Consider the following 21,139-nt stretch of genomic DNA (forward strand, 5'->3'; position numbering starts at 1 on the left):
GACTGCAGGCCGGTATATTCTCCGGCCTGTTGCCGTCCGATCAGCGGTTTCTTAGCAATCCCTGATGACTTCATCCATTTTTTCTCCATGATCGTTGTCTTTTTAGCTTTTTTGTTTTCAGTGATTTACCCAGTTACTGAATAATTGACGTTGTTAGCGCTAGACTTTATCTCAGCGGCGACCTGTTGGTCAGATATATAAAAACTGTTAAGGATAAAACTATGCGTAAACTCACTTCACTGATTCTGGCTTCATCTCTGGCTTTAGGAGCAGCCTCTGTTGTTCATGCGGAAGCTGAGAACCTGACACCACCACCGTCAGCACAGCATAAATGCCCGTGTCGCGGGGAAGGTGAAGGACCAATGATGTTTAAAGGCCTGAACCTGACAGATGCGCAGAAGCAACAGATACGCGATATTATGAAAGCCGGTCATCAGCAGATGAAACGTCCATCGGTTGAACAACGCCGGGCGGTTCATTCAATTATTGCTTCTGACAGTTTCGACCGCAGTAAAGCGGAAGCTGAGGCAGCTCAGATGACGGCAAGTGCGAAAGACAACGCATTGCAGCGCCTGGAAACTGACAATAAGCTGTATAATGTCCTGACGGCTGATCAGAAAAAACAATACAATGCGAATGTTGAAAAGCGCCTGACGGAAAAGCCGGAAATGGGCGGGCGTCATCAGCCTCGCAACCCGGGCTAATATGCTGACCTGAATGTATTTTGTGAGACCGCCGTTGTGACTGATGACAGGTATTATCGTCAGCCACAACGGCGGTTTTTCGTGCTATGCCACAGCCGGAGGCTAGGGCATATTACAGGGAATAACTATTTTTTCCAGAAATCATCAAAGACCGTAATCGGTGGCTGACGTTTATGTTCAGTTTTCAGATACCAGCCTTCGATAATTTTTGCTGCATTCGGATCGATACTCTGACCTTCCAGATAATCGTCAATCTGCTGATAAGTGACACCCAGAGCCACTTCATCCTGTAACCCGGGACGACCGTCTTCAAGGTCAGCCGTGGGGTGTTTCAGGTATAAATGTTCCGGACAACCCAGCTGTTTCAGCAGCTGCTTACCCTGGCGTTTATTCAGGCGAAACAGTGGATTAAGATCGGTGCCACCATCGCCATATTTGGTAAAGAAACCGGTGACGGCCTCTGCGGCATGGTCTGTGCCGACCACCACCCCGGCAGTCATACCGGCGATACTGTACTGTGCTTTCATGCGCTCGCGGGCTTTTTCATTCCCCCGGACAAAGTCTGACAGGGTGATCCCTGCGTCTTTTAAGGCATTTTCACTGGCGAGGACGGCTGGTTTTATATTAACGGTCAGGGTCCGGTCGGGCTGGATAAATGCCAGGGCATCCTGACAATCCTGTTCATCGGCCTGGTTGCCGTAGGGCAGGCGTACTGCGATAAAGGTGTAATCGTTATTACCGCTTTCTTCACGCAGTTCTGCAATTGCGGTCTGGCAAAGTTTTCCGGTCAGTGTAGAGTCTTGCCCGCCACTGATCCCCAGCACCAGGCTTTTCAGCTGCGGATAAGTTTTCAGGTAGGATTTCAGAAACTCTGTGCTGGTACGGATTTCCTGCTGCACATCAATCACCGGCCTGACACCCAGTGCGCGGATAATTTCCTGTTGTAATGCCATACAAGTTTTCCTCAGCTCTATGGCGGCCTGTCAGGCCGCAGTGTCATACGTATTATCAGATAATCCGGCGCTGCACGATAACTCCTGGCAGCGGCGGGCCCATTATTTTCTCTGCAGGGTCAGCGGTTTTTTTGCGACAAAAGTAAACATCAGAATTGCCAGCATAAAACAACCGAAGATGGTTGCGGTCATACTAAACACAGATGTTCCGCCGAGGCCGGTGACCGGCACGCTCAGTGAACCCAGGGTAAACATTGTGACGCCAATGACTGCCGAGGCGCTGCCGGCACGTTTTCCCTGACTCTGCATTGCCAGTGAAGACGCGGTGGTGGAGATAACCGCATTGCTGGAAATACTGAAGAACAGGGCAGTCAGCACGACGGCTAATGGTGCATGACTGATTCCGGCAATTAACAGGCCGGAAGAAGCGACAAATGCCAGTATGAGTCCGCCTTTAAGGACATTATATTCGCCGAAATAAGGACTCAGCCGTGCACTGGTCTGAGAAGCAATAATCAGCCCCAGACCATTCAGGGCAAAGCACAGGCTGAAAGTCTGGGGCGACATACCGTAAATTTGCTGAAGCACAAACGGCGAAGCGCCGATATAGGCAAACATACCGGCCATCATAAAGCCCTGTGTCAGACAGAATCCCATAAACGGGCGATGGGTCACCACTTTTCCCAGTGCAGCCCAGGCAGAGAGTATTGACCCTTTGCTGCGGTGTTCATGGGCCAGGGATTCATTAATACCCAGCCGCGAGAGAATAAATAACAGTATGGATATTCCTGCCAGCACCAGGAATATCCCACGCCAGTTCATGATCCCCATCAGCGCGCCTCCGATAACCGGCGCTGCAATCGGGGCTACGCCATTGACCAGCATCAGTAAGGCAAAGAAGCGTGTCAGTTCGTGACCACTGTACATATCACGGGCTATTGCCCGTGACAACACGGCGCCTCCGGCTCCGCCAAGCCCCTGGAAGAATCTGGCAACCAGTAACTGGTCGATGTTCTGTGCCAGTGAACAGACAACAGAGGCAATAAACAATACCAGTAATGATAAGGCCAGCGGGCCTTTACGTCCGTATTTGTCGCTCATCGGACCGAACAGTAACTGGCCGATACCCAGTCCCAGTAAACCTGCGGTCAGACTGAGCTGTGCGACTGCTGTCGTCACATTCAGGGAACCGGACAATTGCGGGAGTGCCGGAAGATAGAGGTCGATACATAAAGGGCCAAGACCGGCCATCAGGCCGAGTGTTATGGCGAAAGCAATGCGATGGGGGGGAGCTTTGGACATTTTTCCTCTGAGTATAAAATAACCAGCGATAATTACGTGAGTTATAAGTATGAAATATAATATGTTTATATAACCGGGGCATCAGATGCAAAATGCCCTGGCAGGATACAGGGTGAGAATATCGGTTTATAAATCATCCGTCCATGCTGACCATTTGTTTTATCACTATCAGAGATGACGCTCCGCAGCTGTCTGCCGGTGAAAGCCTCTGATATATGTTGTTGTGCATAACCATTACAGTGAGGTAAATAATGCGTAAAATCACCGGGTTTATGGCTGCCGGACTGGCGCTGGCGGTACTTTCTGGTTGCAGTAGCTATCATCAGGCTGAAAGCTATGTCACCAAACCTGTGGTTAAAGATGTGAAAAAAGGGATGACCCGCGAGCAGGTTCGTCAGATTGGCGGTCGTCCGGTTTCGGAAATTACCATGATCCATGCACGAGGTACCTGCGAAACCTACATCATTGGCGAAGACAATGGAAAACCACTTACCTATTTCGTCAGTTTCAATGATACCGGGCATGTGATGAACTATGGTTTCCAGAGTTGTGCAGAGTATGATACTGATCCGCAGGCCCCGCAGCGCTAGATAGAGGAGTCTGTGTATAGCGACTATCTTCAGGCCAGCCTTGCTGGCCTTTCAGACGTCGGCCCGGCAGGACGGAGAGCGTGGGTATACAGGCCGCCCGGCAGAAGCCAGCGCACTGTCGGATAAAAACTCAGATCTCTGCCGCCGTTTTTACTCCGATTGCACGATTTAGTCTGTTCTGAACCGTCTGCTGATAGCCGGGTCATGATAACTGCAGTCTGCCGGAGACCCGCCAGTATAATGACCGGAAGAACATTACTGACGAGGGCTGATCAGCTGTTTTTGCCAGCTAACGGCGGTGGAATATAGCTGGCGTCCGGTGGCAGTAAAAAACTGCTTAGTCAGTTGCCCCGGCAAACAAACGGCACACATCACCAGCGTGACACAAAATAATCGTTCCAGCTGGTTACTTTTTTGTGGCTGTAAAATAGGAAAACGGAATCGCCAGCGGCAGGGCCACAACAACGGTACTCCGGCAGGCGTCAGCATATCTGCAACAATATGGCTCAGGTAGCCCAGAACCATACCTTGCATCACATCTGCGGGCAGCCACATCGCCGCCGGGAGTTTGACCCACAATAACCATAGGCCGGCCCCGATAGCGATTAAACTGTGAGTAAAACCACGATGGCCGAACATTCGGGCAATAGGCTTTGATATCCAGCGGAACCGTTGTCCGAGTACTGAGCTCGGATGGTCAATGTCGGGCAACAGACATGTGAGTATGGTCGCCGAAATTAAATGCCACCAGTCGGCATTTGCTATCACCGGCGTCAGTTCACTGCGCTTGGCAATGATGGCACTGGCTAATGCAAAAAGAATGTGGCCTTCGGCCGTCATGAGATACCCTGCAACTACCTTAAACTGTCAATGCATACAGTATAGGTATTTATACAGTTAATGTATATGTGACGGTGTAACAATTAATAACTATATACTGAAAAAACAACATCAGACAGAGCCTGTCGGGAGAGTACCTCTCCCGGCAGAGTATTTTTTAGTCGCTGATACCCAGTAACGCCGGGTTGAGTTCCCGCAGAGAGTTCAGGCGGGCGTTAGCCAGACTCCAGACCGGCTGTGCGGCCTCGTTGGCAGCAGGCACTACCAGAACCCGCATTCTGGCAGCTTTGGCGGCTACCATTCCGTTAAGTGAATCTTCGAGAGCAACACAGTGCAGGGGATCCACATTGAGTTCACTGGCCGCATTCAGGTAAACCTGAGGGTGAGGTTTACTGTAGGGTAATTTTTCTGCTGAAACGACCACCTGAAAAAAATCACGCAGTGAGAACAGTTCCAGCACCATTTCTATCAGGTTAAGGGGAGATGCGGACGCCAGGCCAATTTTCAGCCGATTATCACGGCACAGCGTTAATGCTTCGCGAACCCCCGGCATCAGAGGTTGTTGTTCCTGTATCAGCTGAACCACCCGGGCGAAGATTTGTGCGGTGATTTGTCCGGCAGAAAGGTGCCGGACATGGCAGGCCTCAAACCACATGGCGACGACCTGATCAATACGCAGGCCAGTGGTTTCCGGAAAACTATTCCGCAGACTGATATCCAGTCCGGCGGCAGAAAATACCTCCAGTTCAGCCTGATGCCAGAACGGCTCAGAATTTATCAGCAGTCCGTCCATATCAAAAATTGCTGCTTTCACTGGGCGATGATAAGCCATAAACCCTCCATTAATGGTTACATCAGGGCTCAGAGCCCACACAACATAAATGAAAGTTGTACGGTCTGAGAAAAAACATTCCGCGACAGCTATTGTAACAGCATAAAACAGGAAAAATAGTCAGGTCGCAGGTAGACTTGTAACACGAAACCCGCTTCAGGAGAGAGCATGAATTACCAACAGATTGGCCGGATTGCGATAGCCAAAAAAATTGCCGGCTGGGTACTGTTTATTCCGGCTACCCTATCGACAGTCATATCGTTCCTTAATTTTCTGTTTATTCATAGTGACAAACAGCCCGGGATTGATTCTGTATTATCTGACTTTCTGCATGTGATGATTGACATGACGAAGTTTAATACCCATTTTCTGGATCTGTTCTGGAATAACTCACCGGTACCTGAGTTCCGCACTCAGAATAATGTTTTATTCTGGATTATCTACGGGGTGATTTTTATCGGGCTGGCTTTACAGGATTCAGGCGCCAGGATGTGGCGTCAGTCGCGGTTCCTCAAAGAAAATATTGAAGATCAGCTAATTATTGAACAAGCCAAAGGAGATGGCGGGCTGACTCGTCAGCAACTGACTGACAGACTTCAGGCCGGTAATCATACGGTTTTCCGGCAGTATTTCTCGCTGTATATTTTGCCGGTGATCATCATTGTGATTGGTTACGTCTTGCTGAGATTAACCGGCTTGCTATACGTCTGAGTATTATCCGTATTTGCGCACCAGTTGATTAATTGTCTGCTGCGCCTCTGCCTGCCAGTGTCCGCCAAACGCACAGGCTCTGTTTAACAGATAGTAGAGCCTGTATGCCGGTTGCCGTTCGCGGTAACCGGCGGGTAGCGGGCTGACGGCCTGATAGCTGTCGAGCAGGGCGCTGCTCAGGAGATTATCTGGCTGCCACAAGGCCAGGTCGCACTCCCTGTCTCCCCAGTAACAAGCAGGATTAAACAGCCAGGGGCTGTCATGGCTTTCGGCACAATGGCCTGGCCAGAGATCGCCATGCAACAGTGAAGGTGACGGATGGTGGTGTTCAAGGCAGCGGTTTATACACTGAATTATTTGCTCTGTGTTGCCGAAAGACAGCTGTTTCTCGGCTGCTATCTGCAACTGCCAGCCAATTCGCTGCTCAGAGAAAAACAGTGACCAGCGATGTTGCCAGTTATTAGGCTGAGGTGACAGTGTCACAGAGTTATCGAAATCGAGACCAAATTTTGGTTGCTCATTCCACTGATGTAGCTGTGCAAGCTGCCGGCCAAGCACAGATGCTGTGTCTGCGGACAAGGGGGCCGGAGGAAGGTATTCAAGAATAAGGAAACTGTGATGGCGGGAAGTGCCGGTACCGTAAACCCGCGGAACCTTAACACAACCTGTTCTGGCCAGAAGTGCCAGCTGGTCGGCCTCTTCGATAAACCTCGGTAACATTGCACGGTGGTTAGACTTAATAAAAAAATGTTTATCACCGCAAATCAGTTGCCATGACTGGTTTACTTCGCCACCATGGCATTGGTGATAATAAGAAATTCCTTCTAAATCAGGCTGCTGCTCTTCTAATAGCCGGGTAATTGCTGACCACATGGTGTTGTCCTCATTTGCCGCTGCATGGTTAAATTGTAACCTGTACTTCCGGTGGAATACCAGCCGCAAAAAGCGCCTGTGCTAAAAAAAACAACCAAATAATCACTTTTTTCGGCTGATTGCTGTTACGGCGCAATGAAAAAGAAGTGCTTATTACGGGAGCGCTAATTCTCCGGAAGACACAAAATTAACGCAGTATTTACCCGTGAAATATTTTGAAACATTCTGGCCGCTATTTTATGTAATTTCTCTTTCTATTTTTTTTTTCGGGCATATGATACGCAGCGCTATTCAGATTGATCTGAATAACGCTGCGGTCTGGTGCTTTTTTTTGACATTCAATGTCAACTAATGTTTTTTTACAAACTGAGGGTAAATGGCATTAACTGCTGTTTAAAGTACACATTCTTAGTATTTAACAACGTCGTCGGTACAGGTCTTATTTAATGAAAGCGTTTAATAAAATTGCAGCAGCGTTACTGCTTACTGCCGGAGCCATTGCTCAGCAGGCTTATGCGGATAACTCAGTATTTACCTCCATGGATGATCCATCTACCGCTAAATCACCTTTTGTCGGTACCGCTTCGGCAGGGTATCTGGCCCAGTCAGGAAACAGCTCCAGCTCATCACTGACTGCACAGACGAATATGACATGGTACCAGTCAGCGATGGCATACAGTTTATGGGGAAATGCATCGAATACTTCCTCAAATGACCAGCGCTCTTCAGAGACTTATACTATTGGCGGACGCAGCCGTTACAACCTGGATAGCAACAACTATCTGTTTGGTCAGGCAAGCTGGCTCAGTGACCGGTTTAATGGTTACCGCAGCCGCGATACGCTGGCGACCGGTTACGGACGGCAGATCCTGAATGGTCCGGTGCACTCTCTGCGTGCTGAATTCGGTCCGGGCGTACGTTACGATGAATATGAAGCTGGTGGGCATACCACCAAAGCCCTGGCTTATGGGGCTCTGAGTTACCAGTGGCAGCTGACAGATACAACGAAGTTTATTCAGGGTGTCTCTGCATTAAGTACGCTGGGCGATGATACTACCGTGAACTCAGAAACAGGCCTGCAGGTTGCTATCAACGAGAACTTTGCCCTGAAACTGGCTTATAACGTTACCTGGAATAATTCTCCGCCAGCATCAGCCCCGGATCACACGGATACTAAAACCAGTATCATGCTGACTTATAACATGTAATACCGCAGCCTGAGCTCGCTCAGTGCTAGCGGATGATTCAGGTTACCTGAATGACTGGCAGCGCCGGTATAAGTCACGGTTTGTTTCTCTGCCTGTTCTCTGTGTGGGACTGACAAGCGATAGCTATGGCTAACGGGAATATTGTTACCGACGGCAAGCGCACTAAGCCGAATAATGACAGGTCCGGGAAAGTCCCGGCCCTGTTGTTTCAGCGCGGAAAGCACTGAATATGGTGTGGTTGCGGGGGGCAGGTCATTAACCGTTTTGTTGTTTCTGCCCGGCGGCTTTTTCCGCTGCTGCTTTTTTCGCCATATGGTGGCCGATAAAACAACCGGCAACGGCACCGGCAAATGCATGGTGATGTGCGGCGTGTCCGGCAACGCCACCGATCACAGCGCCTTTAATGCAACCGGCAGCCATTGCGGCCTGGGATACAACTAATGTACTGGCCAGTGCCAGTGTGACAATATATCTTTTCATTTAATGACTCTCCTGCAATAACTCAGCGCAGACTATCATCAGGCTATTTTACCTCAATCGGTTATTTATTAATTTCATAGAGTAATTGTTTCAGAACGGTAAGTTTGTAACGGCCGGATATGTCTGTTGCATAACTGTAATCAGAATCTGTCCGGATGAGCAGGGTGCGACAGGCAGTAGAAAAAGTGAGCAGCGCTGTCGGGGTGAAGATTATTTGTCCGTTTGGCCGGAAAATCGCCCGGCCATGGGTTCCGCGTCTTTCCGTGGCTGTTATTAACATGTACCATTAACAATGTTGCGCCTTTACAAAACAGACAGTGTTTTTACGCTCTGTACCTGTTTATATACCAGACTGGGGAAGATATCAGTTTGATATTGCACAACTCACTGAATTCAAATACAAATCAATATTTGCATGTAGCCTTTGGTGTGGGTTACCACTGCAATTAAGGATATGAAATGCCAGTTATTACTCTTCCTGACGGAAGTCAGCGTTCTTATGACCATGCGGTCAGTGTTATGGATATTGCTCAGGATATCGGTCCGGGCCTGGCGAAAGCCTGTATTGCCGGCCGGGTCAACGGTGAATTAGTCGATGCTGTCGACCCTATCACCGACGACGCCGCAGTGGCGATCATTACGGCTAAAGAGGATGCCGGAATCGAGATCATTCGTCACTCCTGTGCTCACCTGTTAGGGCATGCCATTAAACAACTGTGGCCTGATACCAAAATGGCGATCGGTCCGGTGATTGACCACGGTTTCTACTACGATGTAGACATGGATCATACCCTGACCCGGGAAGACCTTGAGTTGCTCGAAAAGCGGATGCATCAGCTGGCTGAAACCAACTACAATGTTATAAAAAATAAGGTCAGCTGGCAGGAAGCACGTGATACTTTTGAAGCACGCGGAGAAGCTTATAAAATTGCTATTCTTGATGAAAACATCAGCCATGACGATCGTCCCGGCTTATACCATCATGAAGAATACGTAGATATGTGTCGTGGTCCGCATGTCCCGAACATGCGTTTCTGCCATCATTTCCGGTTGCAAAAAACGGCCGGTGCATACTGGCGAGGCGACAGCAACAACAAAATGTTGCAGCGTATTTACGGAACGGCCTGGGCAGATAAAAAGCAGCTGGCGGCTTATCTGAAACGTCTGGAAGAAGCGGCAAAACGCGATCACCGTAAAATCGGTAAACAGCTGGATTTGTATCATATGCAGGAAGAAGCACCGGGTATGGTGTTCTGGCATAATGATGGCTGGACAGTGTTCCGTGAACTGGAAGTGTTTGTCCGTACCAAGCTGAAAGAATACCAGTACCAGGAAGTGAAGGGTCCTTTTATGATGGACCGTGTGCTGTGGGAAAAAACCGGTCACTGGGATAACTATAAAGAAGCTATGTTCACGACTTCTTCTGAGAATCGTGAATACTGCATTAAACCAATGAACTGCCCGGGCCACGTGCAAATCTTTAACCAGGGTCTGAAGTCTTACCGTGATTTGCCTCTGCGCATGGCAGAATTTGGCAGTTGCCACCGTAATGAACCGTCAGGGGCATTACATGGTCTGATGCGTGTCCGTGGCTTCACCCAGGATGATGCGCACATTTTCTGTACCGAAGATCAGATTCTGGATGAAGTGAACAGCTGTATCCGGATGATTTATGATATGTACGGCACTTTTGGTTTTGCGAAGATTGTTGTTAAACTGTCAACCCGTCCGGAAAAACGTATCGGCAGCGAGGATTTATGGGATCGCGCCGAACAGAATCTGGCCGAAGCACTGACCGCAAATAATATCGAATTCGAATATCAGCCAGGTGAAGGGGCATTTTATGGCCCTAAAATTGAATTTACCTTATATGATTGTCTGGATCGTGCGTGGCAGTGTGGTACAGTACAGCTCGACTTCTCTCTGCCAGGTCGTCTGGATGCGACTTATGTGGGTGAGAACAATGAACGTCAGACGCCGGTAATGATTCACCGTGCGATTCTGGGCTCAATGGAACGCTTTATCGGTATTCTGACTGAAGAATATGCCGGTTTCTTCCCGACCTGGCTGGCACCATTACAGGTTGTGTTGATGAATATTACCGACAGCCAGGCAGATTATGTCAACGAATTAACCCAAAAATTACAAAAAGCGGGTATTCGGGTAAAAGCGGACTTGAGAAACGAGAAGATAGGCTTTAAAATTCGTGAACACACATTACGTCGTGTCCCCTATATGTTAGTCTGCGGTGAAAAAGAAGTGGAAGCCGGTAAAGTAGCCGTGCGTACCCGCCGTGGTGTAGACTTAGGTTCTATGGACGTCGATGTATTTATAGATAAGCTGCAGCAAGAAATTCGCAGCAGACATCTTCATCAATTGGAGGAGTAAGGTATTAAAGGCGGAAAAAGAGTACAACCAACACGTCCGAACCGTATCAACGGCGAAATCCGTGCCACAGAGGTACGTCTGACGGGTGTTGACGGTGAGCAGCTAGGCATTGTCAGCCTGCGCGAAGCTTTAGAAAAATCTGAAGAAGCAGGCGTGGATTTAGTTGAAATCAGCCCTAACGCCGAGCCGCCGGTTTGCCGCATTATGGATTACGGCAAATTCCTCTATGAAAAGAGCAAATCTTCTAAGGAACAGAAGAAAAAGCAAAAAATTGTCCAGGTTAAGGAAATTAAATTCCGTCCTGGTACAGATGAAGGCGACTATCAGGTCAAACTACGCAACCTGATTCGTTTTCTTGAAGAGGGCGATAAAGCCAAAATCACACTGCGTTTTCGTGGTCGTGAAATGGCGCACCAGCAGATTGGTATGGAAGTGCTTAACCGCGTGAAAGAAGATCTGTCTGAACTGGCGGTTGTTGAATCCTTTCCTACAAGGATTGAAGGCCGTCAGATGATCATGGTGCTCGCACCTAAGAAGAAGCAGTAGGCTTTCAAGTAATATTCCCGTTCTGCAGGTAACGGCAGAACGGGAATATTCGCCTGCTGGTTCATTTTATTAACAATGCGAAGTGGATATTTTAAAAAATGCCAAAGATTAAAACTGTACGTGGAGCGGCTAAACGCTTCAAGAAGACCGCTTCTGGCGGCTTCAAGCGTAAACGCGCTAACCTGCGTCATATTCTGACCAAAAAGTCTACTAAGCGTAAACGTCACCTGCGCCCTAAAGGCCTGGTATCTAAAGGCGATCTGGGTCTGGTTATTGCCTGCCTGCCGTACGCATAAGTTAACTTTTTTTCTCACAGAATATAAAACAGGAGAGCTATTATGGCTCGTGTAAAACGTGGTGTAATTGCCCGCGCACGTCACAAAAAAATCTTAAAACAAGCTAAAGGTTACTACGGTGCACGTTCACGTGTTTATCGTGTTGCCTTCCAGGCTGTTATCAAAGCTGGTCAGTACGCATACCGCGACCGTCGTCAACGTAAGCGTCAGTTCCGTCAGCTGTGGATTGCACGTATTAACGCTGCAGCCCGTCAGAATGGTCTGTCTTACAGCCGTTTCATCAATGGCCTGAAAAAAGCCTCAATTGAAATCGACCGTAAGATCCTGGCTGACATCGCAGTATTCGACAAAGTAGCTTTCGCTGCTTTAGTTGAAAAAGCGAAATCAGTTCTGGCATAAGTCAGATAAAAAAGGGAGCTTGCTCCCTTTTTTATTATGATATGTAAATGCTAACTGTTTGACTTTTATCTGTTATTATAACGTTTCTGACTACCAGCCTGACGGCTAAACAGGTAACCTGAATATGAATTCCGCTATTTTTCGCTTCTTTTTTTACTTTAGCACCTGAACCCGGGGGCTTGTGCGCAGCAGAAAAGAAACGAAAAATCGCGCTAAAAGCCTCCCTGGTGGAGGCTTTGTTATTTCTGGCGACCTATACCAGGGCTACGGTCCAAACAAGAACAGAACACCAGACTAACTGGAAGAAGAGGAAAACATGTCCCAACTCGCAGAATTAGTGGCCCGCGCAAGGGCTGCTATAGACGAGGCGACGGATATCGCCACCCTGGATGCTGTCCGCGTCGAATACCTGGGGAAAAAAGGCCATCTGACTCTGCAGATGACGACATTACGTGAATTACCGGCTGAGGAACGTCCTGCGGCCGGTGCGGTAATTAACGAAGCCAAACAACAGGTGCAGGAACAATTAACCCTGCGTAAACAGACGCTGGAAACCGCGGCGCTGAACGAACGACTGTCTGCTGAAACGATTGATGTTTCTCTGCCCGGGCGTCGTATAGAAAATGGCGGACTGCATCCGGTAACCCGAACCATCGATCGTATCGAACACTTTTTCGGTGAGCTGGGTTTTACAACCGTGACCGGCCCGGAAATTGAAGATGCGTATTATAACTTCGATGCCCTGAATATTCCCGGCCATCACCCGGCCCGTGCTGACCATGATACCTTCTGGTTTGATGCACAACGCCTGCTGCGTACCCAGACATCAGGTATGCAGATCCGTACCCTGGAGAAAAATCAGCCACCGGTGCGTATTATTGTTCCCGGCCGTGTCTACCGTAATGATTATGATCAGACCCACACACCTATGTTCCACCAGATGGAAGGTCTGATTGTTGATAAAGACATCAGCTTTACCAATCTGAAAGGCACGCTGCACGATTTCCTGAATAACTTCTTTGAGGAAGATCTGCAGGTCCGCTTCCGTCCTTCCTATTTCCCGTTCACTGAGCCGTCGGCTGAAGTTGATGTCATGGGCAAAAACGGCAAATGGCTTGAAGTTCTGGGCTGCGGAATGGTGCACCCGAATGTATTACGCAATGTCGGGATTGATCCGGAAGTGTATTCCGGTTTCGCTTTTGGTATGGGTATGGAACGTCTGACGATGCTGCGTTATGGCGTGACGGATTTACGTGCATTCTTCGAAAACGATCTGCGTTTTCTGAAACAGTTTAAATAAGGGCAGGGTTATCCAATGAAATTCAGTGAACTTTGGTTACGTGAATGGGTAAATCCGGCCCTGACCAGTGAAGAACTTTCTGAACAAATTACCATGGCCGGTCTGGAAGTTGACGGCACCGCGCCGGTGGCGGGCGATTTTCATGGCGTTGTGGTCGGTGAAGTTGTTGAATGCGAACAACACCCGAATGCTGATAAGTTGCGGGTCACCAAAGTCAACGTAGGCGGCGATCGTCTGCTGGACATCGTCTGCGGCGCACCCAACTGTCGCAAAGGCCTGAAAGTCGCCGTAGCGACTGTCGGTGCGGTTCTGCCGGGTGACTTTAAAATTAAAGCTGCCAAACTGCGGGGTGAGCCGTCGGAGGGTATGCTGTGCTCTTATTCAGAACTGGGCATTGCCGTTGAATCTGATGGCATTATGGAATTACCTGCCGGGGCTGTGGCGGGTACTGATTTCCGTAAGTTCCTGCAACTGGATGACACGACCATTGAAATCAGTGTGACGCCTAACCGTGCTGACTGTCTGGGTATTATGGGGATAGCCCGTGATGTTGCGGTCCTGAATGGTCTCAGGTTATCTGAGCCAGAGATCGAACCGGTAGTGGCAACCACTGATCGTCGTTTCCCGATTGAAGTACAGGCGACAGAGGCCTGCCCGCGCTATCTGGGCCGTGTGATTAGCGGAATAAATGTTGCTGCTGATACTCCGTTATGGATGAAAGAAAAATTACGCCGTTGTGGTATTCGTTCTATTGATGCGGTTGTCGATGTCACGAACTATGTATTGCTGGAACTTGGTCAGCCGATGCACGCTTTTGACCTCGACCGTTTACAGGGCGGCATTATTGTTCGCCTGGCCGACGAAGGTGAAAAACTGACCCTGCTCGACGGTAATGAAGCGACCCTCAGCGCAGATACTCTGGTTATCGCTGACCAGCAAAAAGCTCTGGCGATGGCGGGTATCTTTGGCGGAGAAGAGTCAGCTGTTAATCATCAGACACAAAATCTGTTGCTCGAATGTGCCTGGTTTAATCCGTTAGCCATTACTGGCCGGGCGCGTCGTCAGGGGCTGCATACCGATGCATCTCACCGTTATGAACGTGGTGTCGATACCACGCTGCAATATAAAGCAATGGAACGGGCTACCCGTTTACTGCTGGATATCTGCGGTGGTGAAGCCGGACCGGTGATCGACTGTACTCATCAGCAAGCATTACCGGTGCCAGCGACCATTACTCTGCGTCGCCAGAAACTGGACCGTCTGATTGGGCACTCTATTGCCGATGCGCAGGTGACCGATATTCTGCAACGTCTGGGATGTAACGTTACCTGCGGGCAGGATGAGTGGACGGCGACGGCCCCGGGCTGGCGTTTTGATATGGCTATCGAAGAAGATCTGGTGGAAGAGGTTGCGCGGGTCTACGGATATAACAATATCCCCGATGTTCCTGTCAAAGCCGATCTGGTGATGCCGGTACACCGCGAAGCCAGTCTGTCCCTGAAACGTGTAAAAGCAATGCTGGTTGATAAAGGCTATCAGGAAGCGATTACCTACAGTTTTGTCGATCCTAAAGTGCAGAGTCTGGTACATCCGGGTGAAGAAGCGCTGATCCTGCCAAACCCGATCTCCAGCGAAATGTCAGCGATGCGTCTGTCACTGTTACCGGGATTACTGGGAGCGGTAGTCTATAACCAGAATCGCCAGCAAAGCCGCGTCCGTTTATTTGAAAGCGGGTTGCGTTTTGTTCCCGACAGTTCGGCAGAACTGGGGATCCGTCAGCAGACTATGCTGGCCGGGGTAATTACGGGTACCCGGGTTGAAGAGCACTGGGACCAGCAGCGTGCGACTGTCGACTTTTTTGACCTGAAAGGTGATCTGGAGTCGGTGCTTGACCTGACAGCGAAAGGTGAGCAGATTGAATTCCGCGCGGCGGCACATTCTGCACTTCATCCGGGACAGACTGCGGGTATTTATTTGCAGGATCAATGCATTGGTTTTATCGGCGTGGTTCACCCGGAACTGGAACGTAAGCTTGATCTGAATGGCCGTACTGTCGTTTTCGAACTGCAGTGGGATCAGCTTGCAGACCGCGTCCTGCCTGCTGCGAAAGATATTTCCCGCTTCCCGGCTAACCGTCGTGATATCGCGGTTGTGGTGGCCGAAAACGTCCCTGCGGCAGCAGTAATTGCAGAGTGTAAGAAAGTTGGCGTAAATCAGTTAGTTGGCGTAAACTTGTTTGACGTGTACCGAGGTAAGGGTGTGAGTGAGGGTTATAAGAGCCTTGCAATCAGCCTGATTTTGCAGGATACCAGCCGGACACTCGAAGAAGACGAAATCGCCGCGACTGTTGCTAATTGTGTTGCGGCATTAAAAGAGCGATTCCAGGCAACCTTGAGGGATTGAACTTATGGCGCTTACAAAAGCTGAAATGTCAGAGTACCTGTTCGAAAAACTGGGTCTTAGCAAGCGTGATGCGAAGGATCTGGTTGAACTGTTTTTTGAAGAAGTCCGCAGGGCATTAGAGAATGGTGAGCAGGTTAAACTGTCAGGCTTTGGCAATTTTGACTTACGTGATAAGAATCAACGTCCGGGAAGAAATCCGAAAACCGGGGAAGATATCCCGATTACGGCCCGTCGTGTTGTGACTTTCCGCCCCGGCCAGAAACTGAAAAGCCGTGTCGAAAACGCTGCTCCGAAGAAAAGTTAATGTTTTACTGATGCAATGTACTAAAGGCCGCGACTGCGGCCTTTTTTTTGTCTGTGGTTTATGGCACAACAGATAAACCCGACAGCTGACTGCCCGGCAAGAGTAACCGCCATTGACTGGTTTATTCGGGTTAGCCGCACTGGCGGGTATTCGTCTGCTGGCGGTACTGCGGATGATCTGCCCAGTGTCAGCACAGACCGTATTACTGTGTCATTTTTGCTTATTAAATGGCTTCGCGGAGTCCCTGGTATGATACGTATTGCTGTAGCTTTATTGGTATTATTACTTGCCGGGTGCAGCAGCCGTGCACCGGCTCCTGATGCACGCTTGTCTGATCCCGTCAAAGTGACCCGGCAGCTGAGCCAGCAACTGTCTCAATGGCATGGTACGCCTTACCGGCTTGGCGGACTCAGTCGCCGCGGTGTTGACTGCTCCGGTTTTGTGTATCTGACGTTCCGTAATCGTTTTGACTTGCAGTTACCCCGAACCACTCGCCAGCAAAGCAGGCTGGGGACGCGGATCAAAAAAAGCGAGTTAAGGCCGGGAGACCTGGTCTTTTTCAAAACCGGCTGGGGGCAGGATGGTTTACATGTCGGTATTTATGATCGTGATAACCTGTTTATCCATGCCTCAACCAGCAGGGGGGTGATGCGCTCTTCGCTGGATAATGTTTACTGGCGTAAAGTCTTCTGGCAGGCGAGGCGCATTTAGAGTTTTTCAGGGAGGATGGCTGACAGGTGTCGTGGTGTGCGGAAAGCATCGCCGTGACTGTCATCACAGACAACAGCAAGGTACACTTACTGCTAAACAGCACATAAGATGCTTTCCTGAACTATGCCCACCTGCGGAGTTGCTATGCAGTTTAAAAATACCTGGTTCGATGAACTGCCTGACTTTTACAGCGCAGTGACCCCGGCGCCCCTGAATCAGGGGCGGTTGCTCTATCATAACCAGCCGTTGGCCGACGCCCTGCAACTGGATGCACAACTGTTCAGTGGTTCAGGGCATCCGGTTTTTTACGGAGGGGCGGTTATTGAAGGGATGTCGCCGCTGGCACAGGTCTATAGTGGTCATCAGTTTGGTGTCTGGGCCGGACAATTAGGCGATGGCCGGGGACTGTTGCTGGGGGAACAACGTCTCCCCAACGGGCAGAAGTATGACTGGCACCTGAAAGGTGCCGGCCTGACGCCATATTCCCGCAGCGGAGATGGCCGTGCGGTCATTCGCTCGACCGTCCGGGAATTCCTCGCCTCTGAAGCGATGCATGGCCTGGGGATCCCGACGACCCGCGCCCTTAGCCTGGCCATCAGCGATGAACCTGTCTTCCGCGAACAGACAGAACGGGGGGCAATGCTGGTAAGGATTGCTGAAAGCCATTTGCGTTTCGGTCATTTTGAACATTTTTTCTACCGTAACCAGCCAGAAAAAGTCCGTGAGCTGGCCGATTACGCCATCCGCCATCACTGGCCGGCACTCGCTGATGATGCGGATCGCTACCTGCTGTGGTTTTCGGATGTGGTAAAACGCACAGCCACGATGATAGCCCGCTGGCAGGCAGTCGGCTTCTCACATGGCGTGATGAACACGGATAATATGTCGCTGCTGGGCCTGACACTTGATTATGGTCCGTACGGGTTTATGGACGATTATAATCCGCAGTTTATCTGTAATCACAGTGATCATCAGGGGCGTTATCGCTTTGAAAATCAGCCAATGGCGGGGTTGTGGAACCTCAACCGGCTGGCCCACGCATTATCCCCCTTACTGTCGGCCGGACAGCTGAAGCAGGCCCTGGCTGGTTATGAACACTGGCTGATGGAAGCCTGGGGTCAGCAGATGCGCGATAAGCTCGGCTTCTTTAGCCGCCGCCCGGAAGATAACGATCTGCTGAGTGAACTGCTGGCACTAATGGCCAGTGAAGGCAGCGATTACACCAGGACTTTTCGTTTGTTGTCGGAAACAGAGCAGTTACAGGCACAATCACCGTTACGTGACGAGTTTATTGACAGGGCAGCATTTGATCACTGGTTTATTAAATACCGCCAGCGTTTAGCAGAAGAACAGATCAGTGATGAGCATCGTCAGCAGCGGATGCAGCAGGTAAACCCGGCGCTGGTATTGCGCAATTATCTGGCACAGCAAGCCATTGAAGAAGCGGAGCGCGGTGAAACTGGCGCATTGTCCGTGCTTCACCGGGCGTTACAGAACCCTTACCGGCTGGCAAATGACCAGCAGGCGTTATTTAATCGCCCGCCGGACTGGGGTAAGGCATTAGAAATCAGCTGTTCCAGCTGACTCCGGTCGCGGTTAATGGCTGGCGGAAACGGCTTCTGCCAGCAGCTTCAGTACCGTTTCAGTATCTTCCCAGCCGATACAGGGGTCGGTAATTGACTGGCCATAGACCAGTGGTTTCCCGGCAGCCACGGCCTGTTGCCCTTCCTGTAAAAAGCTTTCGATCATCACGCCGGCAATGGCGGTTTCTCCGTCACGTAACTGTTGCGCCACATCATCAGCAACCAGTAATTGCCGGCGGTGTTGTTTCAGGCAGTTACCGTGGCTGAAATCAATCACCAGCCGCGGGGTCAGCTGAAACTCTTCCAGTGCCTGACGTGCCATACGAATATGCTCTGATGTGTAATTAGGCTGTTTCCCGCCACGTAAAATAATGTGTCCGTCGGGATTCCCCTGCGTCTGATAGATAGTCATCTGCCCTTGTTTATCGGGAGACAAAAACATATGGCTGGCTTGCGTTGCACGGATAGCATCAATGGCAATCCGGACGTTACCGTCCGTGCCGTTTTTAAACCCGACAGGGCAGGAGAGCGCTGACGCCATTTCCCGGTGAATCTGACTTTCGGTGGTACGGGCACCGATGGCACCCCAGCTGATCAGGTCAGCAATAAATTGTCCGTTCACCATATCAAGGAACTCTGTGGCGGTTGGCAGACCGAGCGCATTGATGTCCAGTAATAGCTTACGGGCAATGGCCAGACCGTGATTAATGTTATAACTGCCGTCGAGGCCGGGATCATTAATCAGCCCCTTCCATCCGGTGACGGTACGGGGTTTTTCAAAGTAAGTCCGCATCACTATTTCCAGCTTATGATGATAACGGTCGCGCAGTCGGTTCAGGCGCTGTGCGTATTCCAGCGCAGCAGCCGGGTGATGCAGGGAACAGGGCCCGATAATGACCAGCAGACGCTTATCTGTACCCCGTAAAATACGGCTGATGCGCTGTCGGGTGGCCAGGATATTATCGGCTATTGCCGGGGAAACGGGGAATTGCTGATTAAGTGCTGCCGGAGTGATTAGCGGAGCAACTGGCCTGGTGCGTAATTCATCTGTTTTCTTCATAGTACTCTCGGAATCTGTGCTTCTCATCGGCAGAATGCCGGGAAGATATGGCACAAACCATAACCGAACAGTCGATGATTTCAACTGCCTGAGTGAAAAAGATGCGGATTACCGGCCGTGAAATGGTTACCGGGCCACAAAAAGATAAAAAAAATGCCCTTTACAGAAGGGCAAAGACTACACACAGCAATAAGTGTTTCGCTACCTTTTTAGGGGTAAGTGAAAATATTAATAATTATCATAAAGTTATTTACCTTCCTGATCTGTAAGAATCATCCCATTAACAAATATCCTTGCAGAGCAGTGCCCCTGAAAACTACCAGCGGCACCTGCAGTGACTATTCTGCCACAGAGTTATTACGGGCATGACGTGCCTGTTCGGCCGTTTTGCGGGTATCTTCTATCAGTTCTTCAACCACCAGTTCAGGATCGCCGTGGGGTTCCGGCGCCTGATGCATCCAGACAGAGACCAGGCGATAAGAGACAGCCAGTACCACCGGACCGATAAACAGACCAATCATGCCGAAAGAAACCAGTCCGCCGATAACCCCGGAGAGGATAATCAGCATCGGCAGGTCGGCACCAAGCCGGATAAGCATGGGGCGGATCACGCTGTCCATAGTACCGACAACACAGCTCCAGACCAGCAATACCGTTCCCCAGGTCGTGTCGCCACTCCAGTACAGCCAGATAATGGCCGGTACCAGTACCAGTAGCGGACCAATCTGGATCAGGCAGCAAAGGATCATAACCACAGTTAACAGGGTGGCATAAGGAATACCGGCAATCGCCAGACCAATCCCGCCGACCACGCCTTGTAACAGGGCCGTCACGACCACGCCAAGTGCCACCGCACGGATCGCCTGACCCGCCAGCAGTACCACGGCATCGCCGCGGCGTCCCGCCAGACGGTAAGCAAAATGGCGTATTCCCTGACCGACCCGTTCACCGCGCCAGTAAAGCAGTACACTGAACAGCAGCATCAGTGCCAGGTGTACCAGCAATCGGCCAAAATGCCCGGCCTGAGCAACGAAAAAGCTGGTTGTCTGACCAATGTAAGGCTGTATTTTTGCCATCATGGCACTGCCACCGCCTGCCACCATTTTGTGGTAGTAGATCGCCATTTTGTTACCCGCCAGCGGGATTTTATCCAGCCACTCCAGTTTCGGTATCTCGATATGTCCTGAGGTTGCCCAGGCGACCACCGGTCCGATATTGTCGATCACGCTGCTAATCAGTAACGCAATCGGAATAATAAACACCAGCAGTAAAATCAGGGTCATCACCAGTACGGCCAGCGAACGGCGTCCCCATAGATATTTCTGGATGCGCAGCATCAGCCCCCAGGTGGCGATAACCACCATCCCTGCCCATGCAAAGCCAAGGATAAATGGCTGCACGATCCAAAAACTGGCGACGATCATTAAAACGAAAAACATCAGCGTAAATAGCTTTTGCGGTAAATCCTTATCCTGCGGCAGCGCTTTCATAACAACCTTTACCTCAATCAGTTCACCCGGTGTCGGGGATGCTGCTAATGATGCGGTATTTCCGGCAAATACAACAGAGCCGACAGGTAAACTTTTTCATACAGTAACAAAAGCAGCGTTGACGAAAATATGGTAAAACCAATTATCTGAACAATTACAACAACAC

The 21,139-nt window shown here is 50.1% G+C and carries 23 protein-coding genes and 1 other annotated feature; of the genes, 15 read left to right on the forward strand and 8 right to left on the reverse strand.

Annotated features, from left to right (window positions below):
• Positions 1-221: 221 nt before the first annotated feature.
• Positions 222-704: an ATP-independent periplasmic protein-refolding chaperone Spy gene (spy, locus tag JK216_RS07030; RefSeq protein WP_212706820.1), complete on the forward strand. Its 483-nt coding sequence runs from the start codon at positions 222-224 to the stop codon at positions 702-704.
• A 125-nt stretch (positions 705-829) separates the two neighbouring features.
• On the opposite strand, the gene nadE is transcribed toward spy, so the two are convergent.
• Together nadE and JK216_RS07040 are read right to left on the reverse strand one after the other, a co-directional pair.
• Positions 830-1,657 (reverse strand): ammonia-dependent NAD(+) synthetase, encoded by an 828-nt coding sequence (nadE, locus tag JK216_RS07035; protein WP_212706821.1) that lies wholly within the window; start codon positions 1,655-1,657, stop codon positions 830-832.
• A 102-nt stretch (positions 1,658-1,759) separates the two neighbouring features.
• Positions 1,760-2,959: a multidrug effflux MFS transporter gene (locus JK216_RS07040; RefSeq protein ID WP_212710057.1), complete on the reverse strand. Its 1,200-nt coding sequence runs from the start codon at positions 2,957-2,959 to the stop codon at positions 1,760-1,762.
• Between the two features lie 251 nt (positions 2,960-3,210).
• Here JK216_RS07040 and osmE point away from each other — a divergent pair, with 251 nt between their 5' ends.
• Complete coding sequence (gene osmE, locus JK216_RS07045; RefSeq protein ID WP_212706823.1) at positions 3,211-3,549, forward strand: osmotically-inducible lipoprotein OsmE; 339 nt, start codon at positions 3,211-3,213, stop codon at positions 3,547-3,549.
• Between the two features lie 255 nt (positions 3,550-3,804).
• On the opposite strand, the gene JK216_RS07050 is transcribed toward osmE, so the two are convergent.
• Both JK216_RS07050 and hxpB read right to left on the reverse strand, forming a co-directional pair.
• A complete protein-coding gene (locus JK216_RS07050; RefSeq protein WP_212706824.1) occupies positions 3,805-4,389 on the reverse strand; it encodes a metal-dependent hydrolase in 585 nt (194 codons plus the stop codon).
• Between the two features lie 157 nt (positions 4,390-4,546).
• Complete coding sequence (gene hxpB / locus JK216_RS07055; RefSeq protein WP_212706825.1) at positions 4,547-5,221, reverse strand: hexitol phosphatase HxpB; 675 nt, start codon at positions 5,219-5,221, stop codon at positions 4,547-4,549.
• A gap of 168 nt (positions 5,222-5,389) precedes the next feature.
• Here hxpB and JK216_RS07060 point away from each other — a divergent pair, with 168 nt between their 5' ends.
• On the forward strand, positions 5,390-5,932 hold the full coding sequence (locus JK216_RS07060) for a YniB family protein (protein ID WP_212706826.1): 543 nt from the start codon (positions 5,390-5,392) through the stop codon (positions 5,930-5,932).
• A gap of 3 nt (positions 5,933-5,935) precedes the next feature.
• Here the strand turns inward: JK216_RS07060 and JK216_RS07065 are convergent, their stop codons facing one another.
• On the reverse strand, positions 5,936-6,805 hold the full coding sequence (locus JK216_RS07065) for a fructosamine kinase family protein (protein ID WP_212710062.1): 870 nt from the start codon (positions 6,803-6,805) through the stop codon (positions 5,936-5,938).
• A 446-nt stretch (positions 6,806-7,251) separates the two neighbouring features.
• Here JK216_RS07065 and JK216_RS07070 point away from each other — a divergent pair, with 446 nt between their 5' ends.
• A complete protein-coding gene (locus JK216_RS07070) occupies positions 7,252-8,013 on the forward strand; it encodes a DUF481 domain-containing protein (protein ID WP_212711303.1) in 762 nt (253 codons plus the stop codon).
• 255 nt (positions 8,014-8,268) lie between these two features.
• Here JK216_RS07070 and JK216_RS07075 read toward each other — a convergent pair whose 3' ends face one another.
• Positions 8,269-8,493: a hypothetical protein gene (locus tag JK216_RS07075; RefSeq protein ID WP_212706829.1), complete on the reverse strand. Its 225-nt coding sequence runs from the start codon at positions 8,491-8,493 to the stop codon at positions 8,269-8,271.
• 155 nt (positions 8,494-8,648) lie between these two features.
• Between JK216_RS07075 and JK216_RS17135 the strand changes: the two genes are divergently transcribed.
• The 11 genes from JK216_RS17135 to JK216_RS07125 all read left to right on the forward strand — a co-directional run bounded on the left by JK216_RS17135 (position 8,649) and on the right by JK216_RS07125 (position 18,424).
• Complete coding sequence (locus tag JK216_RS17135; RefSeq protein WP_256441120.1) at positions 8,649-8,783, forward strand: hypothetical protein; 135 nt, start codon at positions 8,649-8,651, stop codon at positions 8,781-8,783.
• A 169-nt stretch (positions 8,784-8,952) separates the two neighbouring features.
• The gene (thrS, locus tag JK216_RS07080; protein WP_212706830.1) at positions 8,953-10,881 is read left to right on the forward strand and encodes a threonine--tRNA ligase; all 1,929 of its coding nucleotides are present in this window, start codon (positions 8,953-8,955) and stop codon (positions 10,879-10,881) included.
• 3 nt (positions 10,882-10,884) lie between these two features.
• Complete coding sequence (infC, locus tag JK216_RS07085) at positions 10,885-11,427, forward strand: translation initiation factor IF-3 (protein ID WP_212706970.1); 543 nt, start codon at positions 10,885-10,887, stop codon at positions 11,425-11,427.
• A 98-nt stretch (positions 11,428-11,525) separates the two neighbouring features.
• Entirely contained in the window at positions 11,526-11,723 is a 198-nt protein-coding gene (gene rpmI, locus JK216_RS07090) for a 50S ribosomal protein L35 (protein WP_212706831.1), read from the forward strand.
• A 42-nt stretch (positions 11,724-11,765) separates the two neighbouring features.
• On the forward strand, positions 11,766-12,122 hold the full coding sequence (gene rplT / locus JK216_RS07095) for a 50S ribosomal protein L20 (protein ID WP_038020526.1): 357 nt from the start codon (positions 11,766-11,768) through the stop codon (positions 12,120-12,122).
• 118 nt (positions 12,123-12,240) lie between these two features.
• Positions 12,241-12,366: a sequence feature (Phe leader region), on the forward strand.
• Positions 12,247-12,291 carry a pheST operon leader peptide PheM gene (gene pheM, locus JK216_RS07100; RefSeq protein WP_152537847.1) on the forward strand — a complete coding sequence of 15 codons (45 nt, stop codon included), beginning with the start codon at positions 12,247-12,249 and terminating at the stop codon, positions 12,289-12,291. It overlaps the preceding feature by 45 nt.
• Before the next feature lie 72 nt (positions 12,367-12,438).
• Positions 12,439-13,422, forward strand: a complete 984-nt coding sequence (gene pheS, locus JK216_RS07105) for a phenylalanine--tRNA ligase subunit alpha (RefSeq protein ID WP_212706832.1) — start codon at positions 12,439-12,441, stop codon at positions 13,420-13,422.
• A gap of 15 nt (positions 13,423-13,437) precedes the next feature.
• Entirely contained in the window at positions 13,438-15,825 is a 2,388-nt protein-coding gene (gene pheT, locus JK216_RS07110) for a phenylalanine--tRNA ligase subunit beta (RefSeq protein ID WP_212711304.1), read from the forward strand.
• 4 nt (positions 15,826-15,829) lie between these two features.
• Entirely contained in the window at positions 15,830-16,129 is a 300-nt protein-coding gene (gene ihfA / locus JK216_RS07115; protein WP_029685826.1) for an integration host factor subunit alpha, read from the forward strand.
• 252 nt (positions 16,130-16,381) lie between these two features.
• Positions 16,382-16,840: an NlpC/P60 family protein gene (locus tag JK216_RS07120; RefSeq protein ID WP_212710162.1), complete on the forward strand. Its 459-nt coding sequence runs from the start codon at positions 16,382-16,384 to the stop codon at positions 16,838-16,840.
• A 144-nt stretch (positions 16,841-16,984) separates the two neighbouring features.
• Entirely contained in the window at positions 16,985-18,424 is a 1,440-nt protein-coding gene (locus JK216_RS07125) for a protein adenylyltransferase SelO (RefSeq protein ID WP_212706835.1), read from the forward strand.
• A gap of 12 nt (positions 18,425-18,436) precedes the next feature.
• Here the strand turns inward: JK216_RS07125 and JK216_RS07130 are convergent, their stop codons facing one another.
• Together JK216_RS07130 and ydiK are read right to left on the reverse strand one after the other, a co-directional pair.
• Complete coding sequence (locus tag JK216_RS07130; protein WP_212706836.1) at positions 18,437-19,483, reverse strand: 3-deoxy-7-phosphoheptulonate synthase; 1,047 nt, start codon at positions 19,481-19,483, stop codon at positions 18,437-18,439.
• Between the two features lie 338 nt (positions 19,484-19,821).
• Positions 19,822-20,973 carry an AI-2E family transporter YdiK gene (gene ydiK, locus JK216_RS07135; RefSeq protein ID WP_212706837.1) on the reverse strand — a complete coding sequence of 384 codons (1,152 nt, stop codon included), beginning with the start codon at positions 20,971-20,973 and terminating at the stop codon, positions 19,822-19,824.
• Positions 20,974-21,139: the final 166 nt, after the last annotated feature.

The sequence above is a fragment of the Tatumella sp. JGM94 genome (genome assembly GCF_018257595.1).
GTDB classification, from domain to species: domain Bacteria; phylum Pseudomonadota; class Gammaproteobacteria; order Enterobacterales; family Enterobacteriaceae; genus Tatumella; species Tatumella punctata.